This is a genomic window from Amycolatopsis alba DSM 44262, assembly GCF_000384215.1.
Taxonomy (GTDB): Bacteria; Actinomycetota; Actinomycetes; order Mycobacteriales; family Pseudonocardiaceae; genus Amycolatopsis; species Amycolatopsis alba.
This window is the reverse complement of the sequence record NZ_KB913032.1, coordinates 9,609,803-9,634,085: the sequence shown is the minus strand read 5'-3', so window position 1 is coordinate 9,634,085 and position 24,283 is coordinate 9,609,803. Positions and strand designations below refer to the sequence as shown.

Below are 24,283 nucleotides of genomic sequence, written 5' to 3'. Positions count from 1 at the left end.
TGATGAAGCGTCAGTCCGGCTGGGCGATCGTGGCGAGCCTGTCTCTGTTCCTCACCGGTTGTGCCGCGACTGTAGGGGGAGCGGCACAACCGGTGGATCCCACCAGGGTCGCCGGGCTCGAGATCACCGACGGCCCCAGTGGTCTCAAACCCGGCGTGCGCGACGCCGCCCTCCCGGTCGACGGCGGGGACGGCGGGGAGATCGACAATCTCGCGGCCAACGCCGTCGCCGATGTCCAGCGATACTGGCGAGAGCATCTGCCGGCGGTCTTCAACCGCGACTTCCGGCCGCTGGCCACCCTCGCCTCGTACGATTCGGCGGGCCGCGGCCGGGTGATCTGCGGAGCTTCGACGGCCGGGTTGGTGAACGCCTTCTACTGTGCGGGAGAAGACGTCGTCGCGTGGGATCGCGGGGAACTGCTGCCGACGCTCGGCGACTCCATCGGATCGGCGGCGGTCATGGCCGTGCTCGCCCACGAGATCGGTCACGCCGTCCAGTTCCGGCTGGGCCTCCCGGCCGCGACACCGTCGATCGTCAAGGAACAACAGGCCGACTGCTACACCGGGGCGTACTTCCGCTGGGTCGCCGAAGGCAAGTCGGCGATGTTCCAGGTTTCCACCGGCCGCGGGCTCAACGAGGTGCTCACCGCGCTGTTCCGGATCCGGGACTCCGCCGGGGTCGCGTTCGACGACGACGGCGCGCACGGCAGCGCGTTCGACCGGGTTTCCGCGTTCCAGTTCGGGTTCACCGACGGGCCCGCCCGCTGCGCGATGATCGACGAACGGGAGATCGAGGGCCGCAGCACACAAGGCGGTTCCGGGTCGGCCGCGGCGAACGTCCGTCTCGACGATCGCGAGGCGCTGGCCGATCTCACCACCAGCCTCCGGCAGGCCTTCCGGCTCGCGGCCACCCCGCCGACGCTGACCGCCGGAGCGGCCTGCGGTGTCACGACGGAGGACTCGCTCGCGTCGTACTGCCCGGAGTCCAACCAGATCGCCCTCGACCTCGACGGTCTTGTCCGCATCGGGACCCCGCCGCGCAGGGGACGGCAAGGCGGCATCGGTGACTTCGCCGCGTTCGCCGAGGTCGCGTCGCGTTACACCCTCGCCGTCCAGCAGGAGGGCGGGTTCCGGCTCGACGGCCCGGTGGCCGCGCAGCGCACGGCCTGCCTCACCGGCTACTGGGCCTCGACCATCGCGGACGGCAAACGCGGGTCGCTCACCTTGTCGCCGGGCGACCTCGACGAGGCCATCGCCGAGATGCTGACGCGGAACAGCCTGATCGCGGCGGACGTCCAGGGCCGGACGCTCCCGGCGGGCTTCGCCAGGGTCGCCGCCTTCCGGGACGGCCTCTCCTCCGGCGACCAGGGCACCTGCGGCACCAAATACCGCTAGACGCAAGTCCGTGAAGGCCTCCTTGAGGGACTCTGAGTCCCTCAAGGAGGCCTTCACGGACTTGCCGCGGGTTTATACGAAGGCGCTTTGGCCGGTGATAGCCTTACCGACGATCAGTGTGTTCATCTCGCGGGTGCCTTCGAACGAGTAGATCGCCTCGGCGTCGGTGAAGAACCGCATGATGTCGTTGTCCAGCACGATTCCGTTGCCGCCGAAGATCTCACGGCCCCAGGCGACGACCTCCCGCATCCGCGAGGTCACGAAAGCCTTGGCCAGCGACGAGTGCTCGTCCTTGAAGATCCCGGCGTCCTGCAGCCGGGCCAGCTGCACCAGCATGCCCCACGACGCGGTGATGTTGCCGAGGCTCTTCACCAGCAGGTCCTGCACCAGCTGGAACCGCGCGATCGGACGGCCGAACTGCTTGCGCTCCTTGGCGTAGTCCAGCGCGAGCTCGTAGGCGCCGATCATCACGCCCAGCGCCTGCCAGGCCACGCCACCGCGGGTCGCGCGCAGGATCTCGGCGACGTCGCGGAACGAGTCGATGCCGTGGAGCCGGTTGGCCTCCGGCACGCGGACGTCGGTCAGCGTGATCTCCGCGTTCTCCACGATGCGGAACGCGAACTTGTTCTCGATCTTCACCGGGACGAACCCCGGCGAGTCCTTCTCGACCACGAAACCCTTGACGTTGTTGTCCTCCTCGTCGCGGGCCCACACGATGACCAGGTCGGCGAAGGTCGCGTTGCCGATCCACTTCTTGGCGCCGTTGAGGATCCAGGTGTCACCGTCGCGCCGCGCCGTGGTGCGCATGCCGCCCGCGACGTCGGAACCGCCGAGCGGCTCGGTCATCGCGAACGCGCCGATCTTGTCCATCGCCGCCATCGACGGGAGCCAGCGGTCACGCTGCTCCTGGTCACCGCCCGAGTAGATGCTGTACATCGCGAGTCCGTTGTGGACACCGAAGAACGTGGCCACGGACGGGTCCGTGCGGGTCATCTCCATCGCCATCATGCCGCTGAGCAGGTGGCTCGTGGCGGGGAGGTGCTCGCCGTAGCCCTCGTAGGGCAGCCCGGCGAGGCCCTGTTCGCGGAACTTGCCGATGAGCTCGTGCGGGAACTCGCCCTTGGCCCAGTTCTCGTTCACGAGCGGTTTGACCTCGGTGCGCATGAAGTCGCGCGCCTTGAGCAGCAGCTTGCGCTCCTCGTCGGGCAGCAGGGCTTCGTAGTCGTAGAAGTCTGCGGTCAGTTGCTCTTTGAGTGTGCCGGTCATGTCAGTTCTCCTCCTTGGCGGTGTCCAAAGCGGACAGCACCGCGAGCTGCTTGCGGTCGCGCGTCTCGGCGAGTTCCGAGTACGTGGAGGAGCCGTAAGCGGATTCCACGGCTTCGATGAGCCGTTCCTGTTCTTCGGGGGACTGCGAGGGCTGGCCGAGGCCGGCCCACATCTTCTTCATCGACTTGCCGATGTGCTCGGTCATGTGCCGGTAGCCGCCGGGGCCGCCGCCCAGATGCGAGCCGAGGAACGGCCCGACCGTGGACCAGCGGATGCCGAGCGAGTTCGTCATCACCGCGTCCAGTTCGGACGGTGACACGACACCTTGTTCCACCAGGTAGATCGCCTCACGGCTCAGCGCGTTCTGCAGCCGGTTGCCGACGAAGCCGGGGATCTCCTTGCGTTCGACCACCGGGGTGCGGCCGACGAACCGGTAGAACTCGACGGCGCGGTCCACCGACCCGGTGCTCGTGCGCTCGCCGGGCACGACCTCGACCAGCGGGATCAGGTGCGGCGGGTTGAACGGGTGGCCGATGAGGACTCGCGACGCGTCGTCGAGGTCTCCCGCGAACGCCGTCGAGGGGATCGCCGAAGACGAGCTGAGCAGCAGCGCGTGCGAGGGCGCCTCGCGGACCAGAGTCGCGAACAGGTCCTTCTTGAACTCGACGCTCTCCGGTCCGTTCTCCTGCACGACATCCGCGTTCCGGACGGCTTCGGAGACGTCAGCGGCGAGGTGGACGCGAGGGGCGAGGTCCGCGACGTCCCGGCCGAGATGCGGGGCGAACGCCTCCAGCGCGCCGTCGACGGCGTCGGCGAGATCCGGCCGCGGGTCCGTAACCCAGACCTCCATGTCGTGTGCCGCGAACAACGCCGTCCACGACAGGCCGATCGTGCCCGCGCCGATCACCGCGGCGGTGCGAAAAGTCATGACCGCGCTCCCTTCAGGTAGTCGAAGACCGGCTTGACCGGGGCGAGCGTCAGGTCGGTGAGGATGTGGCTCGCGGACACGACCTCCAGCACCGGGAGATCGGCGAGCGGGGCCAGGACGTGCTGGAACAGTTGCAGCCGCGCGGGCCCGGTCCACGCCTCCTTGACCACCACATCGGTGATCTCGGTGCGGACCAGTTCGAAGACCCGCGGCGAACCGTCGTAGTCCGGGATGGTCTTGAGCATGAACGTCGGCACGGTGATCTGCGCTTCGGCCGCGCGGACGTCCAGCCGGTGGTGCTTGTAGCCCATGGTCGCGGTCGCGACCCGCTGGCTGCCGTAGTCGAGGGTCCCGACGAGCGCGCCGTTCTCGGCGAACAGCCCCGGCGAGCCGATGGTTTTCGGATAGGCGCTGATCTCGCGGCCGGACGCGGTGGCCGGGAAGTTGTCGAGGTACATCGCGTGCAGGTACTCGCCGCGTTCGCCCTCGAAGTTCACCGGGATCGCCTGCCCGGACTCGGTGTAGGGCCCGTATCCGCTGACGTCGCCCATCTTCATCACCTCGAACCGCACCAGCGGCTCGTCGATTTCCAGGGGCTCCGGCACGACGGCGCGCAGGGCGTCGGCGTCGGTGCGGTAGACGATGTTCAGGTACTCGCGGTTCGTGAACCGGGGCACCACCGGCGCGTACGCCGGGTTCGTGAGCGGGGTGGTCACGTGCTGGAGGACTTCTTGCTGCTTCATTTCACTCACCAGTCCACTGTGGAGCGCGGCGTTCGGCAAAGGCCCGCATGCCCTCGCGGACGTCGGCCGACTTCATCAGCGACGGCATCGCCGAACGCTGGGTGGCAAACGCTTGCGCGTCGGGAACGCCGTCCGCCGCGCGGACGATCTTCTTGACCAGGGCCAGCGCCAGGGGAGCGTTGGCGGCCACCTGGTCGGCCAGTTGCAGCGCGACGGCGGCGGCCTCGCCGTTCGGGACGACCCGGTTCACCAGCCCCAGCCGCCCGGCGCGTTCGGCACCGATCGGCTCGCCGGTGAGCAGGAACTCCATCGCCAGGTGATGCGGGATCCGCTTCGGCAGCCGGATCACACCGCCGCCGGCGGCGATCAGCCCGCGTTTGACCTCGGGCAAGCCGAACTTCGCGTCCTCGGCGGCGACGATCAGGTCGCAGCCCAGCGCCAGTTCGAACCCGCCGCCCATGGCCCAGCCTTCGACGGCCGCGATCAGCGGCTTCGACAACCCGGCCTCGGTCAGCCCGCCGAACCCGCGACCGGGGATGTCCGGTGACTCGCCCTTCAGCGCCGCCTTGAGGTCCATTCCGGCGCTGAACGAGCCGTCGGCGCCGGTCAGGACCCCGGCCCGCAGGCCAGGATCGGATTCCACCAGGTCCAGCGCTTCGGCCAGGCCTGCCGCGACCGCGGCGTTCACCGCGTTGCGGGCCTGCGGCCGGTCGATCGTGATCAGCAGCGTGGTGCCGACCCGTTCTGTCCTTACTTCGTTGGTGCTCATGGCTTCTTCTTTCAGCGGGTGGCGAGTTCGCGCAGGACGTCTTCGGTGTCCTGACCCGGCAGAGGGGCCAGGCGCCGCACGGAACCGGGGGTCGCGGAGAAGTTCACCGGGATGCCGATGGTGCGGATCGAGCCCTCGCTCGGGTGCTCGACGACGTCGAGCAGGTGACCGTCGCGGACGTAGTCGTCGTCCTGCGCCTTGTCCAGTTCGAGGACCGGGGCCATCGGGATGCTGTGCTTCGCGCAGACTTCGGTCCACTCCGCGGTGGTCAGCGCCGGTGCGCATTCGGCGATCATCGCGGCCAGTGCCTCGTGGTCGGCGCCGTCGATCGCGTCGCCGTTGACCCGCGGGTCCTCGGCCAGGTCCGGCCGCCCGGCGGCGTGGAAGAAGTCGCGGAAGTTCTGCGGGTTGTAGGGGATCACGCAGGCCATGCCGTCCTTGGTGTGCACGGCCTGATGCCCTGGGTTCATCGAGGGACCGAAACCGGTCGGGCCCTCGGCGGGCTCGAAGACATGTCCGGCGAGATGTTCGACCAGGTTGAACGCGATCAGCGTGTCGGTCATCGGGATCTCGACCCGCTGGCCTTCGCCGGTCCTGTCGCGGTGCACCAGCGCCGCGAGGACGGTGTAGGCGATGGTCAGGGAGGAGACCTTGTCGCCGATGATCGTCGGCAGGTACACCGGCTTGCCCAGCGCGCGATTCGCGACGTCGACCAGGCCGGACGACGCCTGCACGGTCTCGTCGTAGGCGGCGTGGCCCGCGCGATCGGAGTCGCCGCGGAAGCCTTGGGCGTGGGCGTAGACCAGGCCGGGGTTGCGCGCGGCGACGTCGGCGTAGTTCATGCCGAGCCTGCTCAGCGCGCCCGGTCGCATGTTGGTGATCAGCACGTCGGCGGTGTCGATCAGCTCGAGCGCCTGCTCGCGCTGCTCCTCGTCCTTGAGGTTGAGGGCGACGCTGCGCTTGTTGCGGTTCACGTTCAGGTTGAGCGGCGTCATCCCCGGCGTCGTGCGGAACTTGCCCACCCGGACGGTGTCGGCGGGCGACTCGATCTTGATCACGTCGGCGCCGAGGTCGCCGAGGATCTGCGCGGCGTACGGGCCCATGACGACCGTCGAGAGGTCGATCACGCGAACGCCGTCCAGTGGTCCGGTGGCGGTCTGAGTCATTTTGCTTCCCTTCGCCGTTGTTCGCTCTACAACCGAAGTTAGGCGCGAATAGCGATAAAGGGAATGATCAAGAAACGAAGAATGGTATGACCGGGGTGGTCATACCATTCATTGTCCGAATTGGCGGAGTTGTGGTGGTCGTGATCGGAGCCTGGGCTCCGCTGGAAGGGTTGCGAAAGCCACTTTCGCAACCTTCAACGTTGCGAAAGTGGCTTTCGCAACGTTGCCCCTCGCTACGTCGAAAGCGGCTCGGCGAAGATCTCGCGGACCCCGGCGACCAGCTCGGCCAGGTCGCCGTCTTCCGCGCGGTCACGTCGCCAGACGAGCGCGGTCTCCAGCTGGGGCCGGAAATCGGCGAACGGCAGGATGGTGGCGCCGTCGACAAGGAACAGATGCATCGGGCTGGCCGGATCGAGCATGGTGATCGAGAACGACGACCCGTTCGCCACCAGTTCGGAAATGCCCGAATACTCGGTTCCGCCGACTTTGAGTCTTTTCTTGATGCCCGCGTTCGACAATTTCCGGTCCATGTCGTCCGAATAGGCCGGAATGCTCTCCGAGGCGGACGGGATGTAGGACAGATCACTCAATTCGGCGATGTCGACGGTTTCCCGTCCGGTGAACCGGTCGGCCGGGACGACGGCGCCGAGCCGTTCGACCTGCACCGGAATGATCTCCAGCGCCGGATCGGTGACCGGCATCCGGACCAGTGACAGCGCCAGCTTTCCCTCGTGGACCGCGGCGAGGAGATCCGGCGTCGTCCCCGGCCAGCGTTTGAGCTCGAACCGGTCGTGACAGCGTTCTTCGAGCCGTTTGACGCGTTCCCGCAGGGCCGGGTGCACCCCGGCCGGCATACCGACGAACACGGTGCTCCGCCGCGGTTTCACCGCTTCCTGCAAGCGCCAGGGAATCGCGTTGACCTGGTCGAGGACGTCCCGCGCGATCGGCAGCAGCGCGGAACCCGCCGCCGTGAGCGTGACATGGTGCGTGCTGCGGTCGAACAGCCTGTGGCCGAGTTCGTGTTCGAGATCCTTGATCCGCTGGCTCAGCGGGGAGGCGGCCATGTGCAGCTTCCTGGCCGCCTGGGAGAAGTTCAGTTCCTCGGCGACGGCCACGAAGTACCGCAGGTGCAACATCTCCACGTGATCACCCTAACCGGAATGCGACGGTGAACGCCGCTCCGCCTTCCGGCGCCGGACCGGCGGTCAGCGTCCCGCCCATGCGGGTGACCAGGCCGTTGGCCAGCGCGAGCCCGATCCCCGAACCGACCGGACGGCGGTCGCGGTACCGCTTGTTCAGCACGCCGCGTTCGAACGCGACCGGGTAGTCCTCCGGCGCCAGGCCGGGCCCGCCGTCCCGCACCGCCAGCCGCGCCTGCCCGTCGGCCGCCACCAGGGAGAACACGATCGGCGCGCCCGCCGGTGTCACGCGCAGCGCGTTCTCGGCCAGCCCGTCGACCACCTGGCGGAGCCGCCGCGGATCGGCGATGACCGGGACCTCGCCGGCAGGCCGCTCGACCAGCAGCGTGACGTTCTGCTGAGCGCAGCGCAGCCGCCAGACGTCGGCGCATTCGTCGACGAGCGCGGCGAGGTCCAGGCGCGCGGGGTCGAGGCGGAACTCGTCGGCGCCGAGCCTCGCCAGTTCCAGCAGGTCGCTGACCAGGCGTTCCAGCCGGACAGCCTCGCGGTGGATGGTCTGCCCGGCCCGGCGCGCGTCCTCGCCCTCGGCCACGCCGTCACCGATCGCCTCGGCGAATCCGGTGACCGCGGTCAGCGGCGTCCGCAGTTCGTGCGACACCGAAAGCAGGAACTCGCGTTGCCGCGCCTCGCTGTACTGGAGCGCGTCGGCGAGTTCGTTGACCGACTTCGCCACGTCCGCGACCTCGGACGGTCCTTCCACGGGAACCCGCAGGTCACGGCGCCCGGACCGCATCCCGTTCGCCACCGACGCGGCCCGGCGCAGCGGCCGGGACAACATCCGGCTGAGCACCAGCCCGGCGATCGCGGCGACCGCGAGTCCCGCGCCGAGGGCGAGGACGGTGTTGCGCACCAGCATCCGTCCGCGCGCCTCACCGGTCTTCGTCGATTGCACGAGCGCGAACGCGGCGCCTTTCCCGCCGACAGCGCGGGCCTCGACGAGGTATTGCTGGCCTTCGACGAGCACCGTGCCCGAGCGCGTGAACCCCGTCTTGCCCGCGGCGATCGCCGCCACCGTCCCGGCCCCGTCGAGCGTCCCGTTCGGACGGCGGACGACGACGTCGATCCCTTGCCCGCGCACGACTTCCGCGACCTTGCCGACACCGAGCCGGTTGCCGATCCCGGTCTCGTCGAGCTGGCTCGCGACCACGTCCGCCTGCGCCGCGAGTGACTGCCGGAGCACATCGGTGCCGGTGGTGCGGATCAGCCGGGCCGCGACCAGCCCGGCGACCACCACCGCGACCGCGGCGATCGCCAGGCACACCACGGTGATCCGCAGCGCGAGCGACGTGCGCCTCATCCGGCGTCCGCCGCGTAGCCGATGCCGCGGACCGTCCTGATCGGACTGTGGCCGCCCAGTTTCCCCCGCAGCTGGGCGATGTGGACGTCGACGGTCCGTGTGCCCGCCGAAGCCGCGTAACCCCAGACGGAACTGAGCAGCTGTTCGCGGCTGAACACCTGGCCCGGCCGTTTCACCAGGTGGGTGAGCAGGTCGAACTCGGTCGAGGTCAGCGGGACCTCGGTGTCGGCGGCCCAGACCCGGCGCTGGGTGACGTCGACGCGGACACCGCCCGCCGTGTACGTCTCGGCGGGCGGTGCCGCTCCGGCGGCGCGGCGCAGGACGGTCCGGACCCTGGCCGAGAGCTCACGCGGGCTGAACGGTTTCGTCAGATAGTCGTCCGCGCCGATCTCCAGGCCCAGCAAGCGGTCCAGTTCGTCGTCGCGGGCGGTCACGAACAGCACCGGCGTCCAGTCGCCGGTCGCGCGCAGCGTCCGGCAGATCTCGATACCGTCCATTCCGGACAGTCCGATGTCGAGGACGATCGCGACCGGGCGCAGCCGCCGGATCGTGGCCAGCGCGGCGCCGCCGTCCGCCTCGACCTGGACGCCGAACCCGTCCCGCTTCAGATACAGCGAGGCGAGTTCGGCGATCGCGGGGTCGTCCTCGACGACCAGTACCAGCCCGCGTCCCGGTTGTGTCGTCACCGGCAGATCCTGTCACGGGGCCGGGTCGCCTGCCATGTCCTGCTCGATCGAGTCGAGGGTGCGCTGGACGTCGCTCAGTTCGCCAGGCGTCGAACCGGGCGCCGGGCTCGACGCCGGCTTCTCGTCGGTGCACGCGGCCGTGGTGAACAGCGCGAGCGCGGCGAGGCTCGCGGTCAGGAGACGTTTCACTTGCCCGCCTTGCAGTGCGCGCCCGCGAAGTCGTCGAGCTTCTTCTTCGCCGCGGCGAGCTCGGGAAGCCGTCCACTGCGCTTGTCGGCGCGCTTCTGGAGCCTGTCGGCGGTGTCGGCGTGGTTCTTCTTGCGCTGGTCCTCGGCCCTGGCTTTGAGGTTAGCGACGGAACCGCGGATCTCGGGGCCGCCGTTGATGCGGTCCGTGAGCTTCGTGGTGCGCTCGGTGAGCTTGGGCAGCCATTCGGCGCACAGCTGCTGCGACTCCTCAGGGCTGAGCGTGATGGGCGCAGTCTGGGCCGAAGCAGCGGGGGCGAGGGCAACGAGGCCGGCCGCGGTGAGGCAGACGGCGATGGTGTGTTTCAGCATGCGAAGAGCCTCGCGCGGGCAGATGCGGGGAATGTGGGGGAAATGTTCGGGTTTTGTAAGCGATACTCGGACGATGGGGCTGAAGATCTTGACCGCCACCGTGGTGGCGACACTGCTGCTCACCGCCGCGCCTGCCATCGCGTCACCACCCGCGTTCGTCCTGCGGGACGGCGTCAGCGCGCCGGTGTTCTCCTACGAGAAGGCCATCCGGGAGACCGCCTGGGTGGAAACCGGCCAGGACCTCGACCGCGACGGCCAGGTCGACAGGGTCGCCGCCGACATCGTCCGGCCGTCGGAACCGGTCGCCGGTGTTCCGGTGATCATGGACGTCAGCCCGTACTTCGAGAAGATCGGGCGCGGCAACGAGCGCCAGCCGAAGACCTACCTCCCCGACGGCACGCCGTCGCAGTTCCCGCTGTTCTACGACAACTACTTCGTCCCGCGCGGGTACGCGGTCGTGCTGGTCGACATCGGGGGCACCAACCGCTCGTCCGGGTGTTTCGACGACGTCGCCTCCGGCAATGCCGTCGTGAACTGGCTCAACGGCCGCGCGAGCGCGTTCCGGACGCCGTCCGGGCCGGAGCGGATCCGGGCGGGCTGGGCGAACGGGTCGGTCGGGGCGATCGGGAAGTCGCAGGACGGGGCGACGGCGATCGGGATGGCTGCGTCCGGGATCGACGGGCTCAAGACGATCGTGCCGATCGCGGGGGTCAGTTCGTACTACGAGGTCCACAACGCGGACGGGGCGTACTTCGGCTGGGCGGGCGGTCCGGGTCTGTACAACGAGCGGGCGCAGAAGCTGTGCCAGCCGTTCGAGGACGACAACGCGCGGCGCGCGGGCACGGACGGGAACTTCAACGGCTACTGGCGCGGGCTCGACTACGTCGCGAAGACCGGGAGGGTGCACGCAAGCGTTTTCGCGTCGATGGGTTTCCACGATCTCAACGTGAACCCGATCCAGTTCGGGCCCTGGTGGGAGGCGCTGAACGCGTACGGCGTGCCGCGCAAGGCGTGGCTGCACCAGGCGGCGCACGTCGACCCGTTCGACCTCGACCGGTCGCTGTTCGTGAAGACCCTGCACCGGTGGTTCGACCGGTGGCTGCTCGGCGTCCGCAACGGCGTCGAGACCGAACCCGCGATCCGGATCGAGCACACCCCGGACCGGTGGACCGACGAACGCCGGTGGCCACCTGCCGGGCAGTCGCGCACCTTGTGGCCCTCCCCGGACGGCGGGCTGGGGAACCGTCCCGCCGCTGGTGCCGCTTCACTGACCGACGACCCGGCGCGAGGTGCGTCGCAGTGGGTGGAGAACCCGTCGCAGGCCAGTCCGGAGCGTCTCGTCTTCGCAGGTGAGCCCGTGCGCTCGGACACCCGGATCGCCGGGACCGCCACGGTGACGGTGACCGCCCGTTCCGACAAGCCGAGCGCGCGGCTCGGGGCGGTGCTGGTCGACTACGGTCCCGCGACCGTGCGGAACACGCACTTCCCCGCGCTGGGCACCAAGGACCTGACGAGCCGTTCCTGCTGGGGCGCGGGAACCGCGGCGGACACCGGCTGCTTCCTCGACACCGTCGCGGATCTGACCAGCGTGGACAAGCAGATCGTGGCGACCGGCTGGGCGGATCTCGGTCATCACCGGTCGCTGTGGCGGGGCGAGCCGCTGGTGCCCGGCAAGGCGTACACGATGACGTTCCGGTTGAGCAGCCTCGATCACGTCGTCCCGGCGGGGCACCGGCTGGCGCTCGTCCTGGGCGGGACCGACGCGGACATGTTCGACCCGGCGCTGCCCGCGCCCGGTGCGCGGGTGACCTTCGACCTGAACGGCACTTCGCTCTCGGTCCCGGTCGTCTCCCGCACTTAATCCTCTGAACGCGATGGTTCGCGCCACGAACCCCAGTGAGTGTGTCCCGAGCGCCACGCTTGGGACGCTCATCGTCTCGAACGTGGCGCTCGGGACTTACTGCCTGGAGTTGCCCTCTCGGACCGAGGAAGAAGGAGAACGTATGGGGAAGATCCAGCGCATTTCCGCGAACGGCCACACCAGCGCGAGTCCCGAAGCCGTCTACGCCCTCCTCGTGGACCGCGAGCGCTGGCCCGACTGGTCCCCGCTGGGCAGGTTCCGCCTCCTGGAGAAGGGCGATCAGAACGGCCTCGGCGCCATCGGCGTCTTCAGCACTAACGGCGTCAACGCCTGCGAAGAGGTCATCTTGCTCGAACCCGGCAAACGCTTCGGGTACACGCTGCGCAAGGGGATGCCACTGCGTGACTACCGCGCGTACGTCGACCTCATGCCCGCGCTCGGCGGCACCGACATCCACTGGCACGCGTCGTTCGTCCCCAAGATCCCCGGCACCGGAGCGCTCTACCGCCGGTTCCTCGGGCACTTCTTCGCGCGCATGGTCGACGGCCTCACAACGCGGGCCTCGCGCGGCGCACCATAAAGTAGGTGCATGGCAGCCCCACGACGCACGCAGGAGGAACGCAGCGCGGCGATGCGCGTCAGGCTGCTCGACGCCACGATCGACTGTCTCGTCGAGTACGGCTACGCGGGCACCACGACCACTCGCGTCGCGGATCGCGCCGGGGTGACCCGCGGCGCCCAGGTGCACCATTTCCCGACGAAGACCGACCTCGTCACCTCCGCGATCCGGCATCTCGCGGCCAAGCGCACCGAGGTCGCGATGGCCGAGATCGACCGGCTCAAGGCGTCGGCCGACCCGGTCGGGGACGCGTTGCAGCTGCTGTGGGAGATGCACCAGGGCCCGGTCTTCTCGGCGACCGTGGAGCTGTGGGTGGCCTCGCGGACCGACGCGGAACTGCGCGCCCAGATGGCGGTGGTCGAGCCGATCGCGACGAGCAGCCTGGTCGAGTTCGGCAAGGCGCTGCTCCCGGACCATGCGGCGCATCCGGAGTTCCTGCACGCGGTGTACACGGCGATGGACGTCGTCCGCGGCATCCTCATCGCCAGCTGGGCGACCCGCGACCAGACCGAACTGGAGGCGCGCTGGGAGCGCGGCCGCCGTCACCTGATCCTGCTGTTCGAGGCACTGATGCAGCCCGCTCCCTCTCGCTAGGCATGTTACTCTCCCGGAGAGAGTGAGGAGGTCACGTGCTCGGAAACCCGTACGATCCCGACTGCCCCACCCGCGCGCTGCTCGACCGCATCGGCGACCAGTGGACCGTGCTGATCGTCGGAGTGCTCGGCGACGGCCCGCTCCGGTTCACCGAGATCGGCAAACGCGTGCGCGGCATCTCGCAGAAGGTCCTCACCCAGACGCTGCGCAGCCTCGTCCGCGACGGCATCCTGACGCGCACCGCGTACCCGGAGATCCCGCCGCACGTCGAGTACGAGCTGACCGCGCTCGGCCGCAACCTCGCCGAACCGCTCGACATGCTCGACAAATGGGCCCGCGTGCACATGGGCGAGGTCCTCGACGCCCGCAAGACCTACGACGGCGCCGACATATCGCGCGCTGACGGAAACGTGTCGCAGGGCGCCGGCGGGCAAGCAACTCGCGTCACCGCTTGAGGCGCCCTGCAAAACGTTTCCGTGGCCTGGCGCGCGACGGTAAGCCTCCGTCGGGCGCAGGGCGCCCTTGGAGAGGCAGCTCACCGCTTGACCAGACCGGCCTCGTGCGCGAGCAGACCCGCCTGGGTCCGGTTCGCGCAGTCCAGTTTGACCAGCATCCGCGACACGTAGCTCTTCACCGTCGCCTCGGCCAGATGCAGCCGCGCCGCGATGTCCGCATTGGACAGTCCTTCGCCGAGACAGGCCAGGACGTCCGTCTCGCGTTCGGTGAGCCCGTCGGTCTTCCGCCGCGCGTCGTCCCCGCGACGCCGTCCGTCGGCCGACATCGCCACCAGCCGTTGCGCGGCTTCGGGGGAGAGCACGGTGTGCCCGTCCGCCGCGACCCGGACCAGGCCGATCAGATCCTCCGGCGGCGTGGACTTCACCAGGAACCCGGCCGCGCCCGCCCGCAGCGCGCGGATGACGTAGGTGTCCGCGTCGAATGTCGTCAGCGCGACGACGGCGGGCGGCTCGGGGAGTTTCGCGATCCGCTCGACGGCGGTCAGCCCGTCGACACCGGGCATCCGCAGATCCATCAGCACCACCCGCGGCCGGTGCCGGACCACGGCTTCGACCGCCTCGGCGCCGTCCTGCGCCTGTGCCACGACCTCGATGTCGGCCGCGGAACCGAGGATCGTCCGCAGATGCGCGCAGACCATCGGCTCGTCGTCGACGACGACCACCCGGATCACCGATCTCCTTCCGTCGTCGGGACGTAGGCCGGAAGTATCGCACCGACGCGGTACCCGCCGCCCGTTCGCGGTCCGGCGTCGAACCGGCCGCCGATCAGCTCGACGCGCTGCCGCAGCCCGGCGAGTCCGGCGCCGGAACCGCTGCCCGCCAGCGCCGGATCGGGTGCGGCGCCCGCGCGCGTGTTCTCCACCGCGATGTCCAGACCACCCGCGTGATAGCGGAGATCGACGGTCGCGGTCGATCCCGGCGCGTGCTTGCGGACGTTCGTCAGCGCTTCCTGCACGACGCGGTACGCCGTGCGCGCGACGGTCGGGGAGATCCGCCCCGGATCGCCGCGCACGGTCAGTTCCGTCGGGATGCCCACCGACGCCGACTCCTCGACGAGCGTCGCCGGATCGCCGGCCGCGCCGTCGGTGAGCGTGCGGGGTTCGGCGTTCGCGCCGTTGCGCAGCACCCCGACGAGATCACGCAGTTCGTCCAGGGCGAGCGCGCCTTCGCGCCGGATGTCCTCGGCGGAGGTTCGCACCGCCTCGTCCGCCGAGACGACGCCGAGCGCGCCGGCGTGCAGCACCATCAGGCTCAGCCGGTGCGTGACGACGTCGTGCATCTCTTCGGCCAGCTTCCGCCGTTCCTCCGCGCGGGCGCGTTCGGCGAGCAGGTGCTGTTCGCGTTCGGCGCGTTCGGCACGGTCCCGCAGTGAGCGCAGCAACTGCCGCCGCGCCTCGAAGTACAGCGAAAGCGTGGTGGGCAAGGCCGTGCCCAGCAGCCCGAACGGGGTGGTGTTCCAGTGCGCGTCCCACGGCCGCGACGCGCAGGCCACCAGGATCGCGGTCAGCCAGAGCAGGGTCCGCCGGTCCATCAGGCGGGCCAGCTGGCTCAGCACCACCGGGGTGATCGTCGGGACGGTCATCAGCGTCAGCTGCCGCTCCGGCACCAGCAGCCCCGGCGAGAACAGATCGGAGGCGAGCATCAGCAGCCCGCCCGCCGTGACCAGGCCCGCGACCAGCTTCGGATACCGGAACAGCAGGATCAGCGAGAGATCGAGCAGCACCTGCAGGGTGACCCCCGCCGCGGGCCCCGCCCAGCCGGTCGTCGGTTCGCCGAACACGTACAGCGTGACGTCCAGGCCCGCGAACGCGAGTGAGGCCAGCGTGAGCCACAAGGTGTCGACCGGTCCCGGCCGGAACGGCCTGCTTTTCTCCACCGGATCACGGTAGCCAGCCGTCGACCGACGGCGGGGAGATCCGCAACTTTCGTCTATCCGTTCACCCTCCTTACCCGGTTTCCCGCCGCGACCGTCTCGGGTGGACTGGGCTCATGAGCATCGCGACTCAAACAGTCCGAACAGGACAGGAACACGCCTTCGCCCGCCTGCCGGTGTTCGTCGTCGCCGCGCTGGCCGCCGCCGCGCTCCTGGCCACGAGCGGCCGGTACGCGCACGGCTTCGACGAGCTGTACTTCCTGATGGCGGGCCGGGAACATCTGGCGTGGGGCTATTTCGACCAGCCGCCGCTGATCCCGGCGCTGGCCGGGGCGATGGACTCGCTGTTCCCCGGTTCGCTGGTGATGCTGCGCCTGCCGATGACGCTGGCCGCGGCCGCCGGGGTGGTCGTCACCGCGCTGATCGCCAGGGAACTGGGCGGCGGACGCGGCGCGCAGGTGCTCGCGGCCGGGCTTTACGCCACGTCCGGGGTGATCATCGTCAGCCACTGGATCGGCACCTACGTCTTCGACCCGTTCCTCTGGACGGTGATCGTCTGGCTGGTCGTCCGCTGGGTGCGGACCCGCCGTGACGGGCTGCTGGTCTGGGCGGGGGTGGTCACCGCGATCTCCCTGCAGACGAAGTTCCTCATCCCCGCCTTCTGGGCGCTCACTCTGCTCGCCGCGCTGGTACTAGGGCCGAGGGAGTTGCTGCGACGGCCGAAACTGTGGCTGGGCGCGGGAATCGCTGTCGTCGCGACGATCCCGACGCTGCTCTGGCAGGCGTCGAACGGCTGGCCGTACCTGATCATGAACGACGTCGTCTCGGCGGAATTCCCCGGCACGTGGCCCTTTCTCCGCGACGGATTCCTGACGGCGGGCGTCGGGGCGGGTGTGCTCGCGTTCGTCTACGGCCTCGTCCGGCTGATCGTTTCGCGTGAACTTCGCGGCTATCGCTTCCTGGGGGTGGTGATAGCCGCGCTCATCGTGGCGTTCCTGCTGTTGCACGGCCGTTCCTACTATCTGATGAGCGTCTTCGCGCTGCCGTTCGCCGCCGCGGCGACGGGCTTCGCGCAGCACGTTCCGAAATGGCGGCTGGTGGCCTGGCCCGCGATGGTGCTTTCGGCCGTGATCACCCTCGCCGGCCTGCCGATCTACCCGGCGACCATGACCCGGACGAGCTTCGGCCCGATCACGCTCGGCAGTTCCTTCGCCGGTGGTGAACTGCCGCAACAGGAACTGGTCAAGGCGATCGGCGAAACGTACGCGGCCCTGCCGCCGGAGCAGCGGGCACGCACCGCCGTCTACGCCGAGATCTACCCGTTCGCCGCCGCGACCGAGTTCTACGGCGCGCGGTACGGCATCGACCACGTTTACAGTGGCCACCGCGGCTACTGGTACTTCGACCGGCCACCGGGGTCCGCGGACAGCGTGCTGTTCGCCGGCTTCGATCCGGGACTGCTCAAGCCGTACTTCACCACGGTGACCCCGGTGGTGGAAGGCCTGCTGTGGCGGTACGACGGCAGACAGGGTTCCTGGGACGACATCTGGCCCAAGCTGGAAAGGCACTGACGATGACCGAACTTTCGTTGCCCGCCAAGGCATATCTGCTCGCTTGCGACGTCGGGAAGAACAAGCTGCGCGACCGGCAGCGGGCGGGCCTGATGATCCGTGGCGCCGCGCTGACCGACCTCGTGCTGCGCGGCCGCGTCGCCGACGACGACGGCAAGGTCGCGGTGCCGGATGCCGGGCCGACCGGGGACCTCGTCCTCGACGAGATGCTCGCCGAGATCGCGGGGGAGAGCCCCCGCAAGTGGAAATGGTGGGTGCGCAAGGACGCGCGCGGCACCTTGGAGGCGCTGGAGTCCCAGCTGGAAACGGCGGGCGTGATCGACATGAAGACCGGCCGGGTGCTGGGCCTGTTCCCGTCGCGGAACCCGATCGTGCGGGATCCGGCCGTCGTCGAACGGCTGCGGGCGTCGGTCGATCAGGCGCTGCGCGGCCCCTCGCCGGTGTCCGACACGGACGCCGCGCTCACCGCCCTGGCGGCCGCTGTGGAACTCCGCGGTGTCGTTTCGGGCAAGGACCGGCGCCGGTACAAGGATCGGATCGAGGAGCTGGGCGAACGCGGCGGCGACGCGGTTCCCGCGCTGCGCAAGCTGTTCCGGGAACTGCGGGCGGTGCGGGCGTCGGCCGTGTCGTCATCCGGCGGGAGCTGAGCCGAACAGCCGGTCGAGGTAGTAGTCCACAGTGGACATCGCCTCGTCCGGCGTGCGGTGCTTCATCACGATGTTGGTGCCCTGCGAATCCGCGAGCGCCCAGAGGATCGTCGATTCGTGCATCGCGTCGGCCGACTTGTCGACTTCGCCCGCGTCCTGGCCCTGGCGGATCAGCACGGCGAACAGTTCGAACAGCTGAGGCACGCCTTCGGTGAGCGCGGTCCCGAAGGAGGAGTCGGAAATCGACCGGATGAAGAACGCGACGCCCATCAGCCAGTCGCCGCGGCGGCGTTCGTCGAGCGGCAGGATCTCGGCGATGATCGCGCGCAGGATGGCCTTGGGGGTCGACGGCACTTCGCCCGCGTCCAGCCGGGCTTTGAGACGCTCCTCGTACATCTGCGAACGGCGCTCGATGGCGAAAAGCAGCATCTCGTCCTTGGTTTTGAAGTAGTGCTGCACCAGGCCCATCGACATGCCGGCTTCGGCGGCGACGTGACGGAGGCTGACTCCTTCGAGGCCGCGCGTGGCCGTCAGCCGCCTGAGCGCCTCGGCGATCTCCGCGCGCCGCGCGGCGTGATCCACCTGTTTCGGCACCTTCACCATCCGTTCCGTGGTTTGCAATGCGATCGCATTGCCACTACGGTCCCAGGCTATTACGATGCGATCGCATTGTAAACGAACGTCGGGGGTGAATTCGGTGGAAGCCGATCTGGGGAAGGTGCGGCTGAGGCCGCCGCGGAACGCGCTGGACCGGCGGGTCGTGGGCTGGTGGCGGCTGCAGGGAACGCTGTTCTGGATCTCGCCGGTGCTGGTACTGGTGCTGCTCGGGCTGCTCATCACGCCCGCGCGGTTCTGGCTGCTGATGCCGGCGGCGGTGTTCGCGGTACTGGGCGTGCTCTGGGTGCTCGCGATGCCGTTGTGGTGGTTCAAGGTGCATCGCTGGGAGGTCACGGAGACCGCGGTGTACGCGCGGTCCGGGTTCTTCTGGCAGGAGTGGCGGGTCGCGCCGATGTCGCGGATCCAGACCGTGGACACCCTGCGCGGGCCGCTGCAGCAGGTGTTCAAGCTCGCGACCGTCACGGTCACCACGGCGTCGGCGCGGGGCGCGGTCAAGATCCGCGGGCTCGACCACGAACTGGCGGCGAGCCTGGCGGAGCAGCTCACGGAGACGACGCAGGCGACGCCGGGGGACGCGACATGACCTCGGGTGAGTTCGAAGGCTGGAGCACGCTCGACAAGCGGACGCTCCCGGTCACCGCGCTGACCATGACAGGTGCGGCCGTCGGTGCCGCGATCCCGATCACGGCCGCGATCGTGGGCGGCGGAGGGCGGCTCTGGGTCGCGCTCGCCTGGGTCGTGGCAGGCGGGGTGGTCCTCGTCGGCGGTGGTGTGCTGGCGGAGCTGTTCTACTGGAAGGGGGTGCGGTACCGGGTCACGCCGGACCGGCTGGAGACGGCGTTCACCCTGGTCTTCCGCTCGCGGAAATCCCTGCAGCGCGAACGGATCCGCAACGTCGACCTGACCGCGAACCCGCTGCACCGGCTGTTCGGTGTCGCCGTGGTGACCATCGGCACCGGATCGCAGGAACCGGGTGGACAGGGCCGGATCAAGCTCAACCCGGTCTCTCGCGCCGAGGCCGAGCGGCTGCGCGCGGACCTGTTGCGCCGCGCGGAAATCGCGGAGACCGACGAGGACGCGCCGCTCGCCGAGCTGGACCGGAGCTGGATCCGCTACGCGCCGATGTCGTTCCTCTCCCCGGCGCTCGGCCTCGCGGCGGGCGGCGGGCTCATGCAGGTCTCCGAATGGGCGGGGCTGCAGAAGGGCCTGATCGACTGGGTGATCGGCCTGTTCCGCGGCATCCCGCTGGTGGTGGCGATCCTGATCCTGCTGGCGATCGCGATGGTCGTCGGGGTGGTCGGCGCGCTGGGCCTGTGGGTCGAGATGTGGTGGAACTACCGGCTCGACCGCGAAGCGGGCGGCACGCTGCGAGTGCGTCGCGGGCTGTTCACCACGCGCTCGATCTCGATCGAGGAAGCCCGCCTGCGCGGGGTCGACCTCGTCGAGCCGCTCGGGAACCGGATCTCCGGCGCGGCCCGCGTCGACGCGATCGCCACCGGCACACGGCAGAACGACGACCAGGACAAGACCGACTACCACACGCTCCTGCCCGCCGCGCCGGTCGCGACGGCCAACCGGATCGCCGCGGCGGTCCTGCGCGAGCCGGTTTCGCCGACCGAGGCCGTCCGGCTCGCCGGACATCCGCGCGCCGCGCGGGGACGGCTGCTGCGCTGGTGGATCGGTTCGGTGGTGGTCCTGCTGGCGATCTTCGCGATCCTCGGCTTCCTGCTGACCGGCGTCCTGCTGGTGATCGGCGCCGCGCTCGGGGTCGTCCTGCTGCCGGTTTCGGTACTGCTGGCGCTGGACGCCTACCGCAACCTCGGGCACGGGATCACCGGGCGGTACCTGGTCGGGCGGCACGGGACCGTGCGGCGGAGCACGTTCGCCCTGGAGCGCGACGGGGTGATCGGCTGGACGGTCAAGCAGTCGATCTTCCAGCGGCGCAAGGGTTTGCTGACCGTCGTGGCGACCACGGCGGCCGGGACCGGGGCGTACTCGGTGTACGACGCGGGGGAGGAGCAGGGCCTGCTGTTCGCGGAGGAGTCCGTGCCGGACCTGCTGACACCTTTCCTTGAACGGGCCTGACCCGGCTCCGGGGTGAACGCGTGCGCGTTGACCGACATCGGCGGCGGGCACGTGGCCTCGCAAGAGATGTCGCGAAAGCCACTTTCGGGACATCGGGCGTCCCGAATGTGGCTTTCGCGACATTCGGGACCGGCACGTGTGCGCAGGCGGACGACACACGTGACAGGACGGACGACACGTGCGCACCCGGCGTCCCGCGGCGAGTCGTCCATCCGGACACCAGTGTCGTCCGTCCCATCACGCGTGTCGTCCGTCCAAGCACGTGAGTTCCGCTTCTGATCACGCGAGTCTCGGGCCCGATCACGCGACCCACCCGCCTGACGCTTCGGCCGCGGCCGAAGCGTCCCCTGGCTACCGTCGTGACATGACCGCCTTCGCCGCACTGCACGTCCCCGGTTCCCCGCTGCTCCTGCCGAACGTCTGGGAGTTCGGCACCGCCGCCTTCCTCGCCGCGCAAGGCTTCCCGGCGCTCGGCACGACCAGCCTCGGCGTCTCGGCCGCCGAGGGTGAGCCCGACGGCGCCCCGTCCTCGAAGGACGCCACCGTCCGGCTGGCCCGGCGGCTCACCGGGCTGGACGCGCTGATCAGCGTCGACCTCGCCGACGGGTTCAGCGAAGACCCCGGCGAGGTCGGCGCGCTGGCGGCGGAGCTCGCCGATGCCGGTGTCGCGGGCATCAACCTCGAAGACGCCCTCGGCGACCCGGTGCGGCACGCGGCCAAGATCGCGGCGGCGAAGGAACACGCTCCCGGTCTCTTCGTCAACGCGCGCACGGACACGCATTGGCTGGGGGAGCCTGACATCGGGTCCGCCATCGAGCGCTCACTGTCCTATGTGGACGCAGGGGCCGACGGGGTGTTCGTGCCGGGCCTCGCCGGGCCCGCGGACGTCGAGCGGCTGGTGAAGGCCGTCGGGGTGCCGGTGAACCTGCTGTTCCTTCCCGGCAAGGTCACCGTCGACGGCCTGGCCGGGCTCGGGGTCGCGCGCGTCAGCCTCGGCTCGTTGCCGTACCGGATGGCGCTGGCCGCCACCCTGCGCACCGTCGAGACCGTCCGCGACGGCGGCGAGCTCCCGCTGATCCCGCCGTCCTACGCCGACGTCGCGGCCTTGCTCCCGGAATCTCGTTAACCTCGGGAACATGCAGACATTCGGAGCCGAATTCGCCGTTCCGCCGGGGTATCTGAACACGCCCAGCATCGGCGTCCCGCCGTCGCACGTGGCGGACGCGGTGGCGGAGGCCGTCGAGCGGTGGCGGCGCGGCGAGGCCCGGCCGTCGGACTTCGACGAGCCCGTCGCGCGGACACGGGCGGGGTTCGGCGCGCTGATCGGGGTCACGGCGGACCGGGTCGCGATCGGGGCGTCCGTCTCGCAGCTGATCGCGAACGTGGCGGCCGGGCTGCCCGACGGTGCCAGTGTGCTGGTCGCCGGGAACGACTTCACCAGCGTCACCTTCCCGTTCGCGGCTCAGGCGTACCGCGGGGTGAAGGTCACCGAAGTCCCGCTGGCCGAACTGCCCGAGCGCGTCGAAGGTCATGACCTGGTCGCGGTCAGCGTCGTCCAGTCGGCGGACGGCGCCCAGGTCGACCTCGGCAGGCTCCGCGCCGCGGCCGAGGCGGCGGGCGCGGCGGTCCTGCTCGACGCCACGCAGGCCGCCGGATGGCAGCCGCTGGACCTCGGCTGGGCCGACTGGGTGGTCGCCGCCGGGTACAAATGGCTGCTCGCGCCGCGTGGGGCGGCGTGGCTGGCCGCGCATCCCCGTGTGCTGGAGCGGGCGGTGCCGGTCGCGGCGAACTGGTACGCCGGACAGGATCGCTGGCAGACCGTGTACGGCCTCCCGTTGCGGCTCGCGGAGGGCACCCGCTCACTCGACCTGTCCCCGGCTTGGCTCGCCTACGTCGGCGCCGCCGCCTCGCTGGACTACCTCGGCTCCTTGGACCTCCACGCCGTCCGCGCGCACTGCGTGGGTCTCGCCGATTCGCTTCTCGAAGCGCTCGGGTCACCCGTTCAGGGGAGTGCGATCGTCTCGCTCGACGTTGACGCCGACCGGGTGCGGGAAGCGGGCATCGTGGCCGGTAGCCGGGCCGGAAGGCAGCGCTTCGGGTTCCATCTCTACAACACGGCTGACGACGTCGAACGGGTGATAAGCACGTTCAGGTGAACCGTCGGACCGGCGTGAACTACCGTATGTTCCCGTGGTTGGTGCGCAATATTCCCAGGGAGCGACGGAAACGGCCCGGCTTCAGCCGGTGCGACCGGCAGGGCAGGGCGGGCCACCGCCCGCGCCGAAGCCGTCGAGGGACACCAAGGCCCTGGCGCTGAAGGGCGCCGGGCTGGTCGCCATCGCGGTCGTCTCGTCGCTGCTCTGGTGGCTGATCCGGCACGAGCCGGAGGTGACCCCGGTCGCGGACACGCCGTCGAAGAGCGGCCAGTTCCAGTACACGCTGGCCGAGGGCCCGCAGGTCACCACCGACTGCGCGAGCAAGGCCTACGGCGACACCAAGGGTTTCTTCACCCAGACGCCGTGCACGCGGCTGTCGCGGGCGCTGTACACGACCGAGAGCGGCGGCAAGAAGGCGCTCGTGTCGGTCGTCCTGGTCACCATGCCGGGCGAGGTCACCGCGACCCAGCTGAAGGCGCTCACCGACAAGGACGGCACCGGCAACGTGTCCGACCTGGTGCGCGACGGCACTTTCAAGGGGCAGGGCGTCCCGAAGATCTCCGGGCAGGACGCCGCCTACGACTCCCACGTCACCGGACCCGAGGTGGCCATCGTGCTGGCCGGTTTCTACAACAAGCAGACCGACAAGCCGCTACTGGAACGGATCGCGACCGACGCCTTGCGGCTTTCGGGTGACCTGCGCCGCTGAGTTTTCGCCCTCCGGGCCAGTCTCAGACCGACTGGCCCGGCATCGCGATCGCCACCGGCTTCGCGCCGAACTCCGCCCGCCAGGCCGTCCCCCGCCGCGCCGACCCGGTCAGCGCGTTCAGCGCCGTCGTCCGCAAAGCCGCGTCGTCGGTCCGGTCGATCACGCCGAGCCAGGCCGCCGCCACATCCGACTCGGCCGTCGCCACCAGTTCCATCGCCGACTTCGCCTCGGTCACCGGCTTCGGCGGCACGTACGCGGCCTCCGGTCCCGCGGCCGTCTGGCCGGCCGCGGACAGCATCCGTTCGCAGACGTTCCGGCGCTTGACGTGCTCGGCCGTGCCCCGTGACACCGCGCCGGCGAACGCGGCCGGCAGATAGGCGCTGACCAGCCCGTACACCCAGATCGCCGCGTGCTCGGCCGCCAGCGCCTGCTGGACGGCCTCGGCCGTCTCCCCGCCGAGCTGGACACCGGCGGGCACGTCGACGGCTCCGGCGTCGTCGCCGCGGCCGAGTTTGTCCGAACTCTGCTGCAGCGCCGCGCAGCCCGCGGCGATCGAAGCGACCATCCCGGCGCGGTAGCGGGGCAGCGAAGGCACCAGGCCCTCGGCCTGTTTGCGGGCCTGGGCGAGCCGTTCCCTGAGTCCGTCCACCGACGACGGCGGGGTCTCGGCCGGTCCGGACTGGTCCGGCTTGGGCCGGTTGAGCCGGTCCACCTCGGTCTTGAGGGCCGCCGCGTGCGCGGCCCGCGCTGCCGCGACGGCTTCACCCTCGGCACCCGTCACCGCCTTCGCGCCCTTCGCGTCGGTCTCCGCCGCGCGCAGCAGCGGGCCCAAAGGATCGGGGGTTTCGTCGAATCCGGGGGAGCAGGCGGCGGCCAGCGGCACGGCCACCGCGGCCAGCGCTCCCATCCGCAGGAAAGCGCGACGGCTCGGCAAGGCAGGCTCTGACGATCTTCCGGTCACGCCGCCCCATCCTGCCAGTACCCCGTGCGGAGCTGCCGCTCGCGCGTCACGCGGGGGTCACCAGATAAG

The 24,283-nt window shown here is 70.0% G+C and carries 26 protein-coding genes; 12 read left to right on the top strand and 14 right to left on the bottom strand.

What is annotated here, in order from left to right:
- Positions 1-2: 2 nt before the first annotated feature.
- Positions 3-1,394 (top strand): neutral zinc metallopeptidase, encoded by a 1,392-nt coding sequence (locus tag AMYAL_RS0144480; protein WP_026467969.1) that lies wholly within the window; start codon positions 3-5, stop codon positions 1,392-1,394.
- A gap of 72 nt (positions 1,395-1,466) precedes the next feature.
- Here the strand turns inward: AMYAL_RS0144480 and AMYAL_RS0144475 are convergent, their stop codons facing one another.
- The 10 genes from AMYAL_RS0144475 to AMYAL_RS0144430 form a co-directional block, all read right to left on the bottom strand.
- On the bottom strand, positions 1,467-2,660 hold the full coding sequence (locus AMYAL_RS0144475; protein WP_020637784.1) for an acyl-CoA dehydrogenase family protein: 1,194 nt from the start codon (positions 2,658-2,660) through the stop codon (positions 1,467-1,469).
- Between the two features lies 1 nt (position 2,661).
- Positions 2,662-3,588 (bottom strand): 3-hydroxyacyl-CoA dehydrogenase NAD-binding domain-containing protein, encoded by a 927-nt coding sequence (locus AMYAL_RS0144470; protein WP_020637783.1) that lies wholly within the window; start codon positions 3,586-3,588, stop codon positions 2,662-2,664.
- Entirely contained in the window at positions 3,585-4,331 is a 747-nt protein-coding gene (locus AMYAL_RS0144465) for an acetoacetate decarboxylase (protein ID WP_020637782.1), read from the bottom strand. Before AMYAL_RS0144465 ends, AMYAL_RS0144470 begins: the two co-directional genes overlap by 4 nt.
- A gap of 1 nt (position 4,332) precedes the next feature.
- Positions 4,333-5,100 (bottom strand): crotonase/enoyl-CoA hydratase family protein, encoded by a 768-nt coding sequence (locus AMYAL_RS0144460; protein ID WP_020637781.1) that lies wholly within the window; start codon positions 5,098-5,100, stop codon positions 4,333-4,335.
- An 11-nt stretch (positions 5,101-5,111) separates the two neighbouring features.
- Positions 5,112-6,266: a CaiB/BaiF CoA transferase family protein gene (locus tag AMYAL_RS0144455; protein WP_020637780.1), complete on the bottom strand. Its 1,155-nt coding sequence runs from the start codon at positions 6,264-6,266 to the stop codon at positions 5,112-5,114.
- 233 nt (positions 6,267-6,499) lie between these two features.
- Positions 6,500-7,408 (bottom strand): LysR family transcriptional regulator, encoded by a 909-nt coding sequence (locus AMYAL_RS0144450; protein ID WP_020637779.1) that lies wholly within the window; start codon positions 7,406-7,408, stop codon positions 6,500-6,502.
- A 4-nt stretch (positions 7,409-7,412) separates the two neighbouring features.
- Entirely contained in the window at positions 7,413-8,762 is a 1,350-nt protein-coding gene (locus AMYAL_RS0144445; RefSeq protein WP_020637778.1) for a sensor histidine kinase, read from the bottom strand.
- Positions 8,759-9,448, bottom strand: a complete 690-nt coding sequence (locus tag AMYAL_RS0144440) for a response regulator transcription factor (protein WP_020637777.1) — start codon at positions 9,446-9,448, stop codon at positions 8,759-8,761. Before AMYAL_RS0144440 ends, AMYAL_RS0144445 begins: the two co-directional genes overlap by 4 nt.
- A 12-nt stretch (positions 9,449-9,460) precedes the next feature.
- Positions 9,461-9,637, bottom strand: coding sequence for a hypothetical protein (locus tag AMYAL_RS50095; RefSeq protein WP_020637776.1), 177 nt, complete (start codon positions 9,635-9,637; stop codon positions 9,461-9,463).
- Entirely contained in the window at positions 9,634-10,005 is a 372-nt protein-coding gene (locus tag AMYAL_RS0144430; protein ID WP_020637775.1) for a hypothetical protein, read from the bottom strand. The genes AMYAL_RS50095 and AMYAL_RS0144430 overlap by 4 nt, the downstream gene beginning before the upstream one ends.
- 73 nt (positions 10,006-10,078) lie before the next feature.
- On the opposite strand from AMYAL_RS0144430, the gene AMYAL_RS0144425 reads away from it, so the two are divergent.
- The 4 genes from AMYAL_RS0144425 to AMYAL_RS0144410 all read left to right on the top strand — a co-directional run bounded on the left by AMYAL_RS0144425 (position 10,079) and on the right by AMYAL_RS0144410 (position 13,534).
- A complete protein-coding gene (locus AMYAL_RS0144425; RefSeq protein WP_020637774.1) occupies positions 10,079-11,866 on the top strand; it encodes a CocE/NonD family hydrolase in 1,788 nt (595 codons plus the stop codon).
- A 142-nt stretch (positions 11,867-12,008) separates the two neighbouring features.
- Positions 12,009-12,446 carry an SRPBCC family protein gene (locus AMYAL_RS0144420; protein WP_020637773.1) on the top strand — a complete coding sequence of 146 codons (438 nt, stop codon included), beginning with the start codon at positions 12,009-12,011 and terminating at the stop codon, positions 12,444-12,446.
- 51 nt (positions 12,447-12,497) lie between these two features.
- Positions 12,498-13,079 carry a TetR/AcrR family transcriptional regulator gene (locus AMYAL_RS0144415; RefSeq protein ID WP_020637772.1) on the top strand — a complete coding sequence of 194 codons (582 nt, stop codon included), beginning with the start codon at positions 12,498-12,500 and terminating at the stop codon, positions 13,077-13,079.
- A gap of 35 nt (positions 13,080-13,114) precedes the next feature.
- Positions 13,115-13,534, top strand: coding sequence for a winged helix-turn-helix transcriptional regulator (locus AMYAL_RS0144410; protein ID WP_020637771.1), 420 nt, complete (start codon positions 13,115-13,117; stop codon positions 13,532-13,534).
- Between the two features lie 80 nt (positions 13,535-13,614).
- On the opposite strand, the gene AMYAL_RS0144405 is transcribed toward AMYAL_RS0144410, so the two are convergent.
- Together AMYAL_RS0144405 and AMYAL_RS0144400 are read right to left on the bottom strand one after the other, a co-directional pair.
- Positions 13,615-14,265, bottom strand: coding sequence for a response regulator transcription factor (locus tag AMYAL_RS0144405; protein WP_020637770.1), 651 nt, complete (start codon positions 14,263-14,265; stop codon positions 13,615-13,617).
- Positions 14,262-15,470 (bottom strand): sensor histidine kinase, encoded by a 1,209-nt coding sequence (locus AMYAL_RS0144400; protein WP_020637769.1) that lies wholly within the window; start codon positions 15,468-15,470, stop codon positions 14,262-14,264. Before AMYAL_RS0144400 ends, AMYAL_RS0144405 begins: the two co-directional genes overlap by 4 nt.
- Positions 15,471-15,583: 113 nt before the next feature.
- Between AMYAL_RS0144400 and AMYAL_RS0144395 the strand changes: the two genes are divergently transcribed.
- Both AMYAL_RS0144395 and AMYAL_RS0144390 read left to right on the top strand, forming a co-directional pair.
- On the top strand, positions 15,584-17,038 hold the full coding sequence (locus AMYAL_RS0144395; RefSeq protein WP_020637768.1) for an ArnT family glycosyltransferase: 1,455 nt from the start codon (positions 15,584-15,586) through the stop codon (positions 17,036-17,038).
- Positions 17,039-17,040: 2 nt separating this feature from the next.
- The gene (locus AMYAL_RS0144390; RefSeq protein ID WP_020637767.1) at positions 17,041-17,685 is read left to right on the top strand and encodes a GOLPH3/VPS74 family protein; all 645 of its coding nucleotides are present in this window, start codon (positions 17,041-17,043) and stop codon (positions 17,683-17,685) included.
- Here AMYAL_RS0144390 and AMYAL_RS0144385 read toward each other — a convergent pair.
- Positions 17,668-18,288 carry a TetR/AcrR family transcriptional regulator gene (locus tag AMYAL_RS0144385; protein WP_020637766.1) on the bottom strand — a complete coding sequence of 207 codons (621 nt, stop codon included), beginning with the start codon at positions 18,286-18,288 and terminating at the stop codon, positions 17,668-17,670. The two genes, AMYAL_RS0144390 and AMYAL_RS0144385, sit on opposite strands and share 18 nt — an antisense overlap.
- Positions 18,289-18,343: 55 nt before the next feature.
- Between AMYAL_RS0144385 and AMYAL_RS0144380 the strand changes: the two genes are divergently transcribed.
- From AMYAL_RS0144380 to AMYAL_RS0144360, 5 genes are all read left to right on the top strand, one after another.
- The gene (locus AMYAL_RS0144380) at positions 18,344-18,886 is read left to right on the top strand and encodes a PH domain-containing protein (protein ID WP_051137616.1); all 543 of its coding nucleotides are present in this window, start codon (positions 18,344-18,346) and stop codon (positions 18,884-18,886) included.
- Entirely contained in the window at positions 18,883-20,388 is a 1,506-nt protein-coding gene (locus AMYAL_RS0144375) for a PH domain-containing protein (RefSeq protein WP_020637764.1), read from the top strand. Before AMYAL_RS0144380 ends, AMYAL_RS0144375 begins: the two co-directional genes overlap by 4 nt.
- Before the next feature lie 364 nt (positions 20,389-20,752).
- Positions 20,753-21,514: an isocitrate lyase/PEP mutase family protein gene (locus AMYAL_RS0144370; RefSeq protein ID WP_020637763.1), complete on the top strand. Its 762-nt coding sequence runs from the start codon at positions 20,753-20,755 to the stop codon at positions 21,512-21,514.
- A 10-nt stretch (positions 21,515-21,524) separates the two neighbouring features.
- Positions 21,525-22,544: an aminotransferase class V-fold PLP-dependent enzyme gene (locus AMYAL_RS0144365; protein ID WP_020637762.1), complete on the top strand. Its 1,020-nt coding sequence runs from the start codon at positions 21,525-21,527 to the stop codon at positions 22,542-22,544.
- Positions 22,545-22,632: 88 nt separating this feature from the next.
- Positions 22,633-23,253, top strand: a complete 621-nt coding sequence (locus tag AMYAL_RS0144360) for a hypothetical protein (RefSeq protein ID WP_020637761.1) — start codon at positions 22,633-22,635, stop codon at positions 23,251-23,253.
- Between the two features lie 22 nt (positions 23,254-23,275).
- Here AMYAL_RS0144360 and AMYAL_RS0144355 read toward each other — a convergent pair whose 3' ends face one another.
- Complete coding sequence (locus tag AMYAL_RS0144355) at positions 23,276-24,214, bottom strand: ferritin-like domain-containing protein (RefSeq protein ID WP_026467968.1); 939 nt, start codon at positions 24,212-24,214, stop codon at positions 23,276-23,278.
- Positions 24,215-24,283: the final 69 nt, after the last annotated feature.

Excerpts from the sequence above, each read along its gene's own strand:
- AMYAL_RS0144480 (WP_026467969.1), top strand. The coding sequence starts at position 3 with ATGAAGCGTCAGTCCGGCTGGGCGATCGTGGCGAGCCTGTCTCTGTTC.
- AMYAL_RS0144475 (WP_020637784.1), bottom strand. The coding sequence starts at position 2,660 with ATGACCGGCACACTCAAAGAGCAACTGACCGCAGACTTCTACGACTAC.
- AMYAL_RS0144470 (WP_020637783.1), bottom strand. The coding sequence starts at position 3,588 with ATGACTTTTCGCACCGCCGCGGTGATCGGCGCGGGCACGATCGGCCTG.
- AMYAL_RS0144465 (WP_020637782.1), bottom strand. The coding sequence starts at position 4,331 with ATGAAGCAGCAAGAAGTCCTCCAGCACGTGACCACCCCGCTCACGAAC.
- AMYAL_RS0144460 (WP_020637781.1), bottom strand. The coding sequence starts at position 5,100 with ATGAGCACCAACGAAGTAAGGACAGAACGGGTCGGCACCACGCTGCTG.
- AMYAL_RS0144455 (WP_020637780.1), bottom strand. The coding sequence starts at position 6,266 with ATGACTCAGACCGCCACCGGACCACTGGACGGCGTTCGCGTGATCGAC.
- AMYAL_RS0144445 (WP_020637778.1), bottom strand. The coding sequence starts at position 8,762 with ATGAGGCGCACGTCGCTCGCGCTGCGGATCACCGTGGTGTGCCTGGCG.
- AMYAL_RS0144430 (WP_020637775.1), bottom strand. The coding sequence starts at position 10,005 with ATGCTGAAACACACCATCGCCGTCTGCCTCACCGCGGCCGGCCTCGTT.
- AMYAL_RS0144425 (WP_020637774.1), top strand. The coding sequence starts at position 10,079 with ATGGGGCTGAAGATCTTGACCGCCACCGTGGTGGCGACACTGCTGCTC.
- AMYAL_RS0144420 (WP_020637773.1), top strand. The coding sequence starts at position 12,009 with ATGGGGAAGATCCAGCGCATTTCCGCGAACGGCCACACCAGCGCGAGT.
- AMYAL_RS0144415 (WP_020637772.1), top strand. The coding sequence starts at position 12,498 with ATGCGCGTCAGGCTGCTCGACGCCACGATCGACTGTCTCGTCGAGTAC.
- AMYAL_RS0144395 (WP_020637768.1), top strand. The coding sequence starts at position 15,584 with ATGAGCATCGCGACTCAAACAGTCCGAACAGGACAGGAACACGCCTTC.
- AMYAL_RS0144390 (WP_020637767.1), top strand. The coding sequence starts at position 17,041 with ATGACCGAACTTTCGTTGCCCGCCAAGGCATATCTGCTCGCTTGCGAC.
- AMYAL_RS0144385 (WP_020637766.1), bottom strand. The coding sequence starts at position 18,288 with ATGGTGAAGGTGCCGAAACAGGTGGATCACGCCGCGCGGCGCGCGGAG.
- AMYAL_RS0144380 (WP_051137616.1), top strand. The coding sequence starts at position 18,344 with ATGCGATCGCATTGTAAACGAACGTCGGGGGTGAATTCGGTGGAAGCC.
- AMYAL_RS0144375 (WP_020637764.1), top strand. The coding sequence starts at position 18,883 with ATGACCTCGGGTGAGTTCGAAGGCTGGAGCACGCTCGACAAGCGGACG.
- AMYAL_RS0144370 (WP_020637763.1), top strand. The coding sequence starts at position 20,753 with ATGACCGCCTTCGCCGCACTGCACGTCCCCGGTTCCCCGCTGCTCCTG.
- AMYAL_RS0144365 (WP_020637762.1), top strand. The coding sequence starts at position 21,525 with ATGCAGACATTCGGAGCCGAATTCGCCGTTCCGCCGGGGTATCTGAAC.